This is a genomic window from Mycobacterium sp. 29Ha (assembly GCF_032883055.1).
Classification (GTDB): Bacteria; Actinomycetota; Actinomycetes; order Mycobacteriales; family Mycobacteriaceae; genus Mycobacterium; species Mycobacterium gallinarum.
Genome location: NZ_JAMQTI010000019.1, coordinates 16,281 through 28,996, shown reverse-complemented (window position 1 = coordinate 28,996; position 12,716 = coordinate 16,281). Strand labels below are relative to the sequence as shown.

Annotated in this window: 10 protein-coding genes and 1 pseudogene; 4 read left to right on the top strand and 7 right to left on the bottom strand. The window is 66.8% G+C overall.

The window, feature by feature from the left end; genetic code table 11:
* Window positions 1–8: 8 nt before the first annotated feature.
* Window positions 9–488 carry a nuclear transport factor 2 family protein gene (locus M1248_RS22595; protein ID WP_083123517.1) on the top strand — a complete coding sequence of 160 codons (480 nt, stop codon included), beginning with the start codon at window positions 9–11 and terminating at the stop codon, window positions 486–488.
* Entirely contained in the window at window positions 485–1,261 is a 777-nt protein-coding gene (locus tag M1248_RS22590) for an SDR family oxidoreductase (RefSeq protein WP_317149783.1), read from the top strand. Before M1248_RS22595 ends, M1248_RS22590 begins: the two co-directional genes overlap by 4 nt.
* Here the strand turns inward: M1248_RS22590 and M1248_RS22585 are convergent.
* From M1248_RS22585 to M1248_RS22565, 5 genes are read right to left on the bottom strand one after another with little or no spacing between them, the layout of a single operon-like run.
* Window positions 1,258–2,343 (bottom strand): putative zinc-binding metallopeptidase, encoded by a 1,086-nt coding sequence (locus M1248_RS22585; protein WP_317149782.1) that lies wholly within the window; start codon window positions 2,341–2,343, stop codon window positions 1,258–1,260. The two genes, M1248_RS22590 and M1248_RS22585, sit on opposite strands and share 4 nt — an antisense overlap.
* Window positions 2,336–3,274: a transglutaminase N-terminal domain-containing protein gene (locus M1248_RS22580; protein WP_163727141.1), complete on the bottom strand. Its 939-nt coding sequence runs from the start codon at window positions 3,272–3,274 to the stop codon at window positions 2,336–2,338. Before M1248_RS22580 ends, M1248_RS22585 begins: the two co-directional genes overlap by 8 nt.
* Window positions 3,271–5,934: a circularly permuted type 2 ATP-grasp protein gene (locus M1248_RS22575; protein ID WP_317149781.1), complete on the bottom strand. Its 2,664-nt coding sequence runs from the start codon at window positions 5,932–5,934 to the stop codon at window positions 3,271–3,273. The genes M1248_RS22580 and M1248_RS22575 overlap by 4 nt, the downstream gene beginning before the upstream one ends.
* Window positions 5,934–9,251 carry a transglutaminase family protein gene (locus M1248_RS22570; RefSeq protein WP_317149780.1) on the bottom strand — a complete coding sequence of 1,106 codons (3,318 nt, stop codon included), beginning with the start codon at window positions 9,249–9,251 and terminating at the stop codon, window positions 5,934–5,936. Before M1248_RS22570 ends, M1248_RS22575 begins: the two co-directional genes overlap by 1 nt.
* A gap of 43 nt (window positions 9,252–9,294) precedes the next feature.
* Window positions 9,295–10,224, bottom strand: coding sequence for a DUF389 domain-containing protein (locus M1248_RS22565; protein WP_163727135.1), 930 nt, complete (start codon window positions 10,222–10,224; stop codon window positions 9,295–9,297).
* 31 nt (window positions 10,225–10,255) lie between these two features.
* Between M1248_RS22565 and M1248_RS22560 the strand changes: the two are divergent.
* A pseudogene (locus tag M1248_RS22560) lies at window positions 10,256–10,491 on the top strand (hypothetical protein).
* On the opposite strand, the gene M1248_RS22555 reads toward M1248_RS22560, so the two are convergent.
* Window positions 10,488–10,958 (bottom strand): winged helix-turn-helix transcriptional regulator, encoded by a 471-nt coding sequence (locus M1248_RS22555; protein ID WP_163727132.1) that lies wholly within the window; start codon window positions 10,956–10,958, stop codon window positions 10,488–10,490. The pseudogene M1248_RS22560 and the gene M1248_RS22555 sit on opposite strands and share 4 nt — an antisense overlap.
* A 94-nt stretch (window positions 10,959–11,052) precedes the next feature.
* Here M1248_RS22555 and M1248_RS22550 point away from each other — a divergent pair, with 94 nt between their 5' ends.
* Window positions 11,053–12,234: a thiolase family protein gene (locus M1248_RS22550; RefSeq protein ID WP_317149779.1), complete on the top strand. Its 1,182-nt coding sequence runs from the start codon at window positions 11,053–11,055 to the stop codon at window positions 12,232–12,234.
* Window positions 12,235–12,288: 54 nt separating this feature from the next.
* Here the strand turns inward: M1248_RS22550 and M1248_RS22545 are convergent, their stop codons facing one another.
* The gene (locus M1248_RS22545) at window positions 12,289–12,711 is read right to left on the bottom strand and encodes a nitroreductase family deazaflavin-dependent oxidoreductase (protein WP_163727127.1); all 423 of its coding nucleotides are present in this window, start codon (window positions 12,709–12,711) and stop codon (window positions 12,289–12,291) included.
* Window positions 12,712–12,716 lie beyond the last annotated feature (5 nt).

Genomic DNA, 12,716 nt, shown 5'->3' with positions numbered 1-12,716 from the left:
GAATTTCGTTGAACGACGAGCGGGTTTTCGAACTGGAACGACGGCTCGAACGCATCGAGGAAGAGCGCGCGATCGAGCGGTTGATCGCCTCGTACGGACCGCTGGTCGACGCCGGTGAAGCCGACGCCGCGGCACAGTTGTGGGCCACCGACGGGAGCTACGACGTGGAGGGCTGGTCGATGCGCAGCCGCGAGGACGTGGCCGCCATGGTGCGCTCCGACGCCCATCAGGGGCTGATCCACCGGGGCTGCAGTCATTTCCTGGGCCCGGCGGTGGTGACCGTCGATGGCATGGACGCGGTGGCGGTGTGCGAGTCGGTCCTGTTGGTTCATCGCGGCGAGGGGTTCGTCGTCGCGCGCGCAGGAGTCAACCACTTCCGGCTACGGCTCATCGACGACCGTTGGCAGATCGTCGAACGCACGACGCGGACGCTGGACGGCAAATCGGAGGCACGCGATCTTCTGGCCTCGGGGATCGCAGGCTCATGAGCGGACAACTCGATGGCAAGGTGGCGCTGGTGACCGGCGCAGGCGCGGGCATCGGCGAGGGCATCGTCCGACGCTTCGACGATGAGGGTGCCAGGGTGGTGGTCGCCGAGATCGACTCGGCGGCAGGCGAAGCCGTCGCCCAGTCGATAGGCGGAACGTATGTCGGCACGGACGTGTCCGACCGCGAGCAGGTCGAGAACGCGGTGCAGACCGCGCTGTCGGCGTACGGGTCCATCGACATCGTGGTGAACAACGCCTGGGGCGGCGGCGGGATCGGCCGGGTCGAGAAGAAGACCGACGAACAACTGTCGCAGGGCATCGCCGTCGGCTACTACGGTCCCTTCTGGGCGATGCGCGCTGCGTTCCCGCACATGAAGGAGCGCGGTTGGGGTCGGGTCATCAACATGTGCAGCCTCAATGGCGTCAATGCCCACATGGGCTCATTGGAGTACAACGCGGCCAAAGAGGCGCTGCGCGCCCTCACCCGCACCGCGGCACGGGAGTGGGCGCCCACGGGCGTCACCGTCAACGCGATCTGCCCGGCGGCCAAGAGCCAGGCCTTCTTTCGCGCGATCGGCGAGTACCCCGAACTGGAGTCGGTGGCCGATGCGGCGAACCCGATGGGACGCATGGGCGACCCCTATGACGACATCGCGCCCGTTGCGGTGTTCCTGGCCGGCGAGGGCTCGCGTTACCTGACGGGCAATACGCTGTTCGTCGACGGCGGCGGTCACATCAACGGCACACCGTGGGCCCCTGATCTCGGCGACTAGCCCAACTGCGTCTGCTGATCCTCCGCCGGGGCGCCGATCTCGGCGAGCTTCACCGGATTCGAGGTGATCTCGTCGATCACCGTGTGGATGAACCGCATCTTCTCGAGCACCGGGCCGCGTAGAACGAAGGGATAGAGATCGTCCTTGCCCATCGAGCGGTTCACCATGTTCAGTGCCCACGACAGCGGCAGCCAGAGGTCAATGATCGTGTCGAAACCGCTGGGCCCCAACGTGCGTCGTTCGAAGGTGGCACCGGCGGGTGCGAACCCGAAGGCGGCGGCGGTGTCCAGGGTGTCGCGGATATGCAGGTAATGGGCGAAGGTCTCCGCCCAATCCTCGGCCGGATGCATCGTGGCGTAGGACGACACGTAATCCTTTTGCCAGCCGGCAGGCGCACCCTCGCTGTAGTGGCGATCCAGCGCCGCCTGATAGTCGAGGTCGGGATCGCCGAACAGCTCGTTGAACCGCTCCAGGTAGTCCGACGACGTCCCGATGAGACGGTAGAAGTAGTAGTGCCCGATCTCGTGACGGAAGTGTCCGAGCAGGGTGCGGTACGGCTCGTCCATCGAGATGCGCAGCTGCTCGCGGTGCACGTCGTCACCCTCGGCCAGGTCCAGCGTGATGACCCCGTTGGCATGACCGGTGAAGACCTTCTCGAATTGACTGGACAGCAGGTCGAACGCGAGCCCGTACTCCGGATCAGCGTCGCGGCCCACGATGGGCAGCTTGAGCTCGTACAGCTCGGCGATCATCCGCCGCTTGGCCCGTTCCGCCGTCGCGAACGCGGCCAGCGCGACCGCGTCGGCATCGTTGGGCCTCAAGCGGGTCAGCGCGCACGATGCGCACAGCTTGGCGATCGGCCCTTTCTCCACCAGCCAGTTGCATTCTGCGAGATGCAGATTCGCACATAGCCGGTACTCGCTGGAGTCCACGGCGCCGGCATGCTCTGACTCGGGGCCCGGCGCGATGACCAGCAGCGCCATGTCGTCCAGCGAAAAGCCGATCCTGCTGCGACAGGACAGGCAGACCGAATTCTCGAATGCCAGCCGCTGGCCGCAGTTGGGACAGGTGAAGTCACGCATGAAGCACACCGCCGTCGCAGGGCGCAACGTCGACCGCGACGTCGATCTTGCTGCGTTCGGAGTCGGTGTAGATGATGCCGCGCAGCGGCGGAACGTCCGCGTAGTCGCGCCCGAAACCGACGGTGATGTAGCGCTCGTCGACCATCTGGGCGTTAGTGGGATCGAAACCGAGCCACTGGTTTTGCGGCGTCCACACAGACGCCCATGCGTGCGTGGCGTCGATTCCCACCATGCGTTCCTTTCCCGGAGGTGGGTCGGTGGCCAGATAACCGGATACGTAGCTGGCTGCCAACCCGTTGGCACGCAGGCAGGCGATGGCAAGCCGCGCGAAGTCCTGACATACCCCTTCCCGGGCAGTCAAAACCTCGCTCACCCGAGTCGACACCGTCGTCGAGCCGGAGCGGTAGGTGAAATCTGTGTAGATCCGCGAATTCAGGTCGCGCAGCACCTCGATGAGCGGGCGCCCCGGCTCGAAACTCGGTGCGGCATAGTCACGTAGCCCGTCGGTGATTTCGGCCGAACGCAGGTCGAGGGTGAACTCCATGGCCAGTGCGCCGTCCGTTCCGACGGGCCTGGAGATCTCCCACGGCGCGCGCGCCGATCCGCCGTCATAGAGGTCGGCGGGCGGCGGATCCACCTCGACCACCGAGCGGCTCGTGATCGACAGCGTCTCGTGCCGCTCGGTGACGTGGAAGTACGAACTGATGTTGCCGTAGGCGTCGCGGCTGGTGGAGCTGTCCGCTGCCGTCGGTTCGATCTCGAGCGAGTGCGAAAGGCACCGCTGCCGCGCGGAGTCGCGCGGGGTCAGGAAGCCGCGACCGTAGCTACTGGTCACGACATCCGAGTAGCGGTACACCGTGCGGTGCGACACCTGATAGCACCGGCTCGATCCTGAGGTCGTGGGCCCATCGTTTTCCCGAGGGCCTGTCACGGCATCACCCTGCGCTCATCGGGGCCCCACAGCGGCTGCATTTCGCCTGGCAAAGACAGATGGGTCGCGGTGATGACGGTGGACAGTTCGCGCAGATCGGCGTGGGTGTCGTTGAGCAACGACGCTAGGTCTGCACGGCGACCCTCGGCCGTCACCTCGTCGAGGTCGGCAGGCTCGATGCGGCGCAACCGGGCATTGATCTCCTCGACCAGCCGCTCAGGCCGCGATGAACCCGACGACCCGGGCAACGCCTTCAGTGCGATACGAAGCCGCTCGAGCTGGAAAGCCAGCGAGCGTGGATTCTCGGCGTCCATCAAGACCAGATCGGCCACGGCGGCAACACTAACCATTCCGGGGTTGCGTCTCCGATAAATGACCGCCGATTCACATGCCACCAGCGTGGATTCGGTGATGGTCTGCTCAGCACCTGGATTGCGGACCGTGATGAGAGTGGCCCGCAGGAGTGCCGTGAGACCCAGCCCACGTTCGATCCGCTTGCCGATGTCCATCATGGTCCAGCCCACGTCATGCACCATGGACTCGGCGGCGACGCCCGACAGCGCCAGCATGCCCGACAGCGTCAGACTGGTCGTCGAGGACAAGAACGCCTCGCCCTCGGCCTTGGACTCCGGTGGCTCGTCGGCGGGCCGACCGAACGGCTGAGCCGGGGCGTGCAGCAGCGCGCGCTCGACGGCCGCCAACACCATCCAGGTGTCGTTGGACATCTGGTCGCGAACCGCACGCGCGGCGAGACCAAGACGTTCGACCGACTGCGCGAGGGAGCCGGGACGATGCCGGTCGGCCGTCAGCGACCACAACGTCGTCGGCGCCGTCGCCACTATCTCGGCGTAATCACCGTCACCGATGCTGGTTCCGGTGATCGAACCGAGCGCGGTGAGCAGCACCGGGACGCACTCGCTGCCGGCCAGCTCCCGGCGGTAACGGAATTCGTGATAGCGCTCGCGAGTCACGGTGAGCAGGCGCGCCATGTTCTCCGCGCGTTCGGCGTAGCGGCCCATCCAGAACAGATCGGACAACACACGCGGCGAGCTGACCGCCCGAGTGGGACTGGGCATGATCGCCGGCAGCTCCACCGGCGGTGCGGTCGGGGTCCGCTCCGCGGTCACCCGCGTCGGTGTGCGAACCCAGATATCCTTGGCTGCAACGGTATTCAGTCGATACGCCGCGTGTCCGGGTGCGACGAGGTAGCCGAGTCCGCCGATCATCGGCGCGTAACCACTTCGCTGCGAGACCGTGAACAAACGCATGCCTACGTTGGCCGCCGACAGTCCACCGGTGTAGTAGTCGGTGGGAGCCGAGGAGAACTGCGGCAGCTGCTGGCCCACCCATTGCCACGGCGTGGTTTCGATGCGCACGCCGAGTTCCCGACGCTGCGCAGACGACAGGGCCGGCCCGACAATCGCCTGGCCCCCGGTGACCGGTCGGATCAGCAGCGACGCCAGGTTACTCAACAAATGTGAGCGTTCGGTGTTGATGCCGCCCCAATACATCTCCGCCGTCCGTAACAGCGGCGTCTCCCCCAGTAGGCGTTCGGCGAGTTCAGGTAGAAAACGAAGCAGTCCAGGGCTTTCCAGGATGCCGCTGCCGAGCGAGTTGACAACGCTGACCGCGCCGCGACGCAACACCTCGACCAACCCGACGACGCCCAGGCGCGAATCCGGCCGTAGGTCAAGCGGATCCGCGTAATCGGCGTCGACGCGGCGCAGCACCACGTCGACGCGCTTCAGCGTGCCCATCGATCGCATCCACAGCTTGCCGTCACGCACCACCAGATCGGCACTCTCCACCAGTGGGAAGCCGAGCACGCTCGCCAGGTAGGCCTGATCAAAGGCCGTCTCGGAGTGGATTCCGGGACTGAGCACCACGACAACGGGTTCTTCGGCGGACTCGGGCGCGACGTCGATCAGTGCGAGGCGCAGCGCTTGGGCCCACGGCGAGGCTGGACGCGGCCCGATGCGCTCGTACAGATCGGGAAATGCGTGCGCCACCACCCGACGGTCGGCCAATGCGTATCCCGCGCCCGACGGCGCCTGCGTCCAGTCCGCGTTGACCAGGAAGCTGCCATCATGTCCGCGGCTGATGTCGCAGCCGTGCATGAACAGCTGGTGGCGGCCAGGCACCTCGATCCCGCGTGCTGCGCGAATGTAGCCGGGGTGCGCGAAGAGTAATTGCGGGGGCAACACCCCACTGGTCACCGACTCGCGTGCGCCGTAGAGATCGGTCAGGATTGCGTCGAGCAACCGCGAACGCTGCAGCAGGCCGGCTTCCAGGATGTCCCAGTCGGACGACGAGATCACCAACGGCAACGCGTCGAGCTGCCATGGCCCGGGGTCGGCCGCCCCGTTTCCGTTGGTGACGGCGTCGCCGTTGCGGTCGACCTGGACGTAGGTGATGCCGTCGTTGTCGACCAAGCCGCGCACCGTCGACCGAAGCTGGTTGAGGCCGATACGGCCACGCTCGCCGACGCATTCGGCGAGCTCCTGCCAGGCCGGCCGGATATTGCCTGCGGGATCGACGAATTCGTCGTACCCGCCGACCGCACTCCCGCGTACGTCGAACAGCGCCTGCTGGGCTCGCGCACCGCGATAACGCGACAGCAGGTTGTCGATGTCGTGGGGAGTCGTTGCGGGTAGGGCCATCACTGCAGAACGGTACGCACCCGGCGCAGATCCAAGATTCCCGGCGCGCCCACATCGGTGGATTGGCGGGCCTGCTTCTCCCGGATGTCGGCCATGTCGACCTTGCCGGGGGTGAAGCCGGTGGTCTCGAATCGTCGGCCGCGTCGCGACTCGGCTTCCACGGCGTTGACGGGCGGACGGTCATAAGCCCGGCCGCCGGGATGCGACACGTGATACGTGCAGCCGCCGCGTGACATGCCGGTCGCGGTGTCCACGAGTTCGAACCGCAACGGCCCGTCCACAGTGATCGTCGGATGCAGCGCGCTCGGGGGCTGCCACGCGCGGAACCTCAAGCCACCCACCTGGACATCGGGGTTGTCGGTGGCGAGCAGCGGTATCGGGTAGCCGTTGGCGGTCACGATGTAGCGTTGACGGTCCGCGCCGATGAGCCGGACCTGAATGCGCTCGATCGATGAGTCGACGTAGCGTGCCGTGCCACCTCCGGCCGACTCCTCCCCCAGCACATTCCACGGCTCGATCGCCCCGCGCAGCTCGATCTCCACTCCGTCGAACACGGCCGTGCCGATGCGCGGGAACCGGAACTCCGTAAACGGGTCGAGCCAGCTGGTGTCGAAGTTGATGCCGTGCGCACGCAGGTCTGCGGCCACGCCGGCGATGTCGTGAATCAGGAAGTGCGGCAACAGGTATCGGCCGTGCAGGTTGGCGCCGTGTCGGATGAGCGGCGCTCTCAGCGGTTCGTCCCAGAACCATGCGACCAGCGACCGCACCAGCAGGGACTGCACCATCGCCATCTGGTAGTGCGGCGGCATCTCGAACCCGCGCAGCTCCAGCAGGCCGAGTCGACCGCGTGGACCGTCGGGGCTGTACAGCTTGTCGATGCAGAACTCGGCGCGGTGGGTATTGCCGGTGATGTCGCTCAGCAGGTGCCGCAACGCCCGGTCGACGATCCACGGCCGTGGTCCGCCCTCGCCGGCGGATAGTCGCGCGATCTCGGCGAATGCGATCTCGAGTTCGTACAGCGACTCCGCGCGCCCTTCGTCCACCCGGGGCGCCTGCGATGTCGTGCCGATGAACCGTCCCGCGAACAGGTAGGACAGCGACGGATGCCGCTGCCAATACGTCAGCATCGACACCAGCAGGTCGGGCCGGCGCAACAGCGGTGAGTCCGCGGGGGTGATGCCGCCCAGCGTGATGTGGTTGCCCCCGCCGGTGCCGCCGTGGCTGCCGTCGACCTCGAATGACTCGGTCGACAGCCGGGCCAGCCGGGCCTCGCTGTACAGCGTTTCCAGCTGTTGGCGCTGCTCGGCGAAACTGGCTGTGGGTGCCACGTTGACCTCGATGACGCCGGGGTCGGGGGTGACGGTCATCGAGGTGATCCGCGGGTCCGGCGGCGGCCCGTAACCCTCGAGGACGATCGGACAGCCGGCCTTGGCCGCCGCGGCCTCCACGCGGCGAATGAGGTCGACGAAATGGTCCGCGTCGTCGGTCGGCGGGAGATAGATGTAGAGCAGCCCTTCGCGGATCTCGGCGACGACGGCAGTCGTCGGCGTAGCGTCGACATCCACGACTTCCGCGTCGTCCGAGCGGGATTCGACGGACAACGCCCCGCGGCGCACCAGGGGATCGGCAGCATAGGTTGGCTGAGGCGGACGCCAGCTGATGGACTTCAGCGGCAGCCGCAGCCCCGCGGGTGAGTCGCCGTCGAGCAGGACGATGCGCCCGCGCCGCAGCCGCCAGTCCGCACTGGCCCAGCCGGACCCGTCGTCGGCGCGGTGCAACGGCAGCACGTAGGCCGCCGGTTCGGTGACCGACTCCTCCAGCCGTGCGACCAGCGCCGCCCGCGCCTCGGCGGTGTCCGCTTCCAGATCGTCTGTCGCATCGACGGGTTCGCCCGCCGGCAGGCGCACCGCGGCGCCGAGTCGGTTCAACGCATCCTCGTACGCGGGCCGAATCTGAGAAGGGGGCAGCCCAAGTCCGTCGGCGAGCGCACCGAGCACCCGCAGTCCGGCGTCGGGCGCGACCTCGATCCTCTCCGGCGTCGACGGCCACGGATCGGCGAGCAACGTCTCATCGCGCCACAGCGGTTCGCCGTCGGTGCGCCAGAACAGTCCGATCTGCCAGCGCGGCAACGGTTCTCCCGGATACCACTTACCCTGGTTGCGGTGAACCAGGCCCTGTGGCGCCCACACCTTCTTCAACCGCGCGGCGAGGTCGGAGGCCAGTCGGCGTTTGTGCGGCCCGTCGGCGTCGGTCGTCCACTCGGGATCGACCTGGTTGTCGATGGAGACGAACGTCGGCTCGCCGCCAATCGTCAGACGGACGTCGCCCGCGGCAAGTCGCTCGTCGACGCGGCCGCCGAGCTCACAGATGGCCCCCCAGGCCGCCTCGGTGTAAGGGAGCGTGACCCGCGGGTCCTCGTGCACGCGCGTCACGGCGTTGGTGAAATCCAGCGTCGACTCGCACGGTTCGACGGCTCCTGTGATCGGCGCGGCCGAGTCCGGATGCGGTGTCGCTGACAGCGGGATATGGCCCTCGCCCGCGAATAGCCCCGACGTCGGGTCCAGCCCGATCCAGCCCGCACCGGGGATGTACACCTCGGCCCAGGCGTGCAGATCGGTGAAGTCGGCGGCCGGGCCGGACGGACCATCGAGCGCCTCGACGTCGGAGGTGAGCTGGACGAGGTAACCGGAGACGAACCGGGCGGCCAGCCCGAGCTGACGCAGGATCGACACGAGCAACCAGGCCGAGTCGCGACACGAGCCGATGCCGGTGCGCAGCGTGTGGTCCGGCGTCTGCACACCGGGTTCCATCCGAACGCTGTAACCGACGTCGACGTTGACCGCGCGGTTGAGCGCGACAAGGTAATCGATGGTGCGGGTGTCCGGCGCGACGGAGAAGTTCTTCACCCACGCCTGGACGAGGTCGCCGGGCCCACTGCCCTCATCGCCCTCGTCGACCGGCCGCAGGTAGGGCTTGAGGTCCTCGGCGAGAGCCTTGGGATAGGTGAAGCCGACCTTTTCCGCGTATTCCTCGATGAAGAAGTCGAACGGGTTGATCACCTTCAGGTCGGCGATCAGGCCGACGGTGATCGTGAGGCCGCGAGCGCGGGACGGGAAAACCAGCCGGGCAAGGAAATTGCCGAATGCGTCCTGCTGCCAGTTGACGAAGTGGTCGGCGGGCTCGACGGTCAGCGAGTAGGCCTCGATCGGCGTGCGCGAGTGCGGGGCCGGGCGCAGCCGGACGACGTGGGGATGCACCTGCACGAGTCGGTCGAATGTGTAGCTGGTGCGATGCTCCAGCGCCACCTTGATGCCCATCGCAAGATCCCATCACAAGGTAGGAGGGTGCGCAGTGCGGCGCTCAGGTCTGTGCCACGCGCGGAATGAGTGTGCCCTTTGGGCGCAGCACGAGAACGAGCACCCCGGCAATGACGATGCCGACGAGGTTCACCGCCAGCTGCAGCGCCGATTTCGCGGCGACATCCCAGTCGCCGAGGATCGCTGCCACCACCGAGAATCCCGCCGCAGGCACGGTCGTCACCGATATGAACACTCCCACCAGCGCGGCCGACTTTGCAGAAATCAGCGACAACATTCCTGCCGCACCCGCGAGCAGCGCCACGACGAACGACAGCGGACCGACCTGGAAGATGAAATCCACTTCGCTGAGCTGCTTGACGCTGTCCAGGCTGAGCCACCCGGCAGCTTGAGCGCCCAGCGTTCCGACTGCCGTGATCGCCATGGCCAGCGGAAACCCGATCAACAATGCCAATGACGCGCGCCGCGCCAGGTCGAGTCTGCGGCGCACCAACGCCACCGAAAGCGCAGCCAGCGGCCCGAATTCGGGGCCCACCACCATCGCGCCCACCACGGTGACCGTGGAATCGGTGACCACACCCACGGAGGCCAGTAGGCACGCCAACGTCAAGAACAGCAGGAAAGTGACGCTGAGCGTGGCTTCTTCGCGGGTCCGGCCGATCAGTTCATCCCAGACCACCGCGTCGGCGGGATCGCCCTCGGCCGCGTCTTCTGCCTTGTGCGCCCTCGTTGACAGGACGGTGTCGAGCACCTCGAGGGTGATCGCGCCCCGATGTTGCACGTCGATGTCCTTGAGCTCCTTGATGACGCTGTTGGCGCATTCGCGCGCGATGTCGGCGGTGATCTCGTCGCCGACCGGTTCAAGGGCCGCTCCCGGATACAGCACGATGTTCGCGACGCCGACCTCGCGGCGGAGCACGCCGATGACGTCTTCGCGCATCTCCTCAGGCACAATCACCCGCAAATGCAGCACTGGTGAACCCTAACCGCGCACAATCGTGCGCGTGGCCACCTGGAAGGACGTCGGCCGAATCGCCGGCCAGTTGCCGGAAACCGCCGAAGCCTCGCCACGAAACTGGCGGGTTCGCAAGAAGCTCATGGTCTGGGAGCGGCCGCTGCGGAAGGCCGACTACGCCGCGCTCATCGGCGACGACCCGATCTCACCGAACTGGCCACCGAGGCGTGGCTGACCCAGGCGCCCAAGACATTGGTGAAGGCATATCTCGCGCAGCAGCGCTAGCCTCTGACGGCCTTGACGACAAGTTCGTCGGGTGGCACGAGATGCCCTTTTTCACAACGGATCTCGACAGTGGCTTCAGCGCCGCAGTCGGCGTGCGCCAACCGCAGCGGGGCCCGGTTGGGCAGGTGGCGCCGCCCCCATTCGAACATCGCCCACACCACAGGCATGAAGTCGATCCCTGCGTCGGTCGGCACGTACTCGTCGCGGCTGCGCTGCCCGGGTTCCTGGTACGGCCTGCGCTCGAGAAGGCCGGCGTCGACGAGTTCCGACAGCCGCGCGGCGGCAGCGGCCTTGGTCACGCCGACGCGGCGCCAGAAGTCGTCGAACCGGGTCGTGCCGTAGTACGCCTCGCGCATGATCAGCATCGCGGTCTTGGTCCCGAGCAGTGCCATCGTCTTCTCGACCGGGCATTCCCCCACCGCCGACCAGGCGTCGCGGTCGGCCAGCCGGCCCTGCAGCACTGTCATGGAAGTCACTCCTCATCTGGGTTGTTCCAAGTATACCCAGGTGTTATAGCTGGGTATAGGAAGCATTACTCAGTGACGAGTCAGGAGGCTGGAAATGGCTGAATTTGCGGGCCGGGATGCGGTGATCGTCGAGGCGGTACGCACCCCGATCGGAAAGGGCAAGGCCAACGGCGCATTACATGACGTACTGCCCGTCGACCTGCTGGCGCACAGCCTCACCGAGCTGGTGAACCGCGCGGGCATCGACCCGGCGCTTGTCGACGACGTCATCACCGGCGCCGTCTCACAGATCGGCGATCAGGCCGTCAACATCGGACGCAACGCGCTGCTGGCCGCGGGCTTCCCCGAGACCGTGCCGGGCACCACCGTCGACCGCCAGTGCGGCAGCAGCCAGCAGGCGATCGCGTTCGCGGCGCAGGGCGTGATCGCGGGGGCGTACGACATCGTCGTCGCCGCCGGTGTGGAGTCGATGTCACGGGTACCGATGGGGTCGAGCGTGCTGCCGGGCAGCGACCCGTTCGGCGCCATGGCGCAGCGCTATCCGGAAGGGTTGGTGCCGCAGGGCATCAGCGCCGAACTGATCGCGGCGAAGTGGGGCTTCTCACGTCAGCAACTCGACGAGTTCTCCGCGGGTAGTCACGAGAAGGCCGCGCAGGCAACGAAAGAGGGCCGCTTCGACAACGAGCTGATCCCGATCGCCGGGCTCACCACCGACGAGATCATTCGCCCCGGCACCACGGTGGAGACGCTGGCGGGTCTGAAACCCGCGTTCTACACCCCGGCCTATGAAGCTCGGTTCCCGCAGACCAAGTGGGAGATCACGCCGGGCAACTCGTCGCCGTTGTCAGACGGCAGCGCGGCGGTGCTGATCACCACGACCGAGACCGCCAAGCGGCTGGGCCTGCGTCCACTGGCGCGAATCCACACCTCGACCGTGGTGGGATCGGATCCGCTCTACATGCTGACCGGCGTCATCCCCGCGACCGAGAAGGTGTTGCAGCGAGCCGGACTGACCCTCTCTGATATCGACCTGTTCGAGGTCAACGAGGCGTTCGCGCCGGTGGTGCTGGCGTGGGCACATGACGTCGGGGCCGACCTGTCGAAGACGAACGTCAACGGCGGTGCCATCGCGATCGGTCACCCGCTGGGCGCATCCGGTGCACGCATCATGACCACTCTGGTCAACGCGCTGGAGCAGCGCGGCGGGCGCTATGCGTTGCAGACGATGTGTGAGGGCGGCGGTATGGCGAACGCCACGATCATCGAGCGGCTCTAGTCCCTGCGATTTGTGCACGTTTGGGCGCGCTCACCGCTCCAAAACGTGCACAAATCACGCCTTTTGCAGCTCGATGAGCGGGATGACGCGGCTGGTCTTCTGCTGGTACTCACCGAAGACCGGCGACTGCTCGACCAGCTTCGGGTAGAGGACATCCCGTTCCGCGGAGGGCAGTTCGCGGGCGATCACGTCGTACGCGGAGGTTCCCACCTCGATGTGTGCCCGCGGGTTCTTCCGCAGGTTGTGCACCCACGCGGGATCGATGTCAGCACCGGCATACGAGCCGACGACGATGATCTTGTCGTCGACGGTGAAGTACGCGAGTGGTGAGAGGCGCGGCTCACCGGACTTCGCGCCCGTCGTGGTCAGAAGTAGCAGGTTGCCGCCCTCGAACGGGCCACCGACCTTGCCGCCGTTGGCGCGAAACTCGTCGACGATGCCGGCGTTGAACGCCTTGATGTCAGGGATCTCGGTCATGCCCC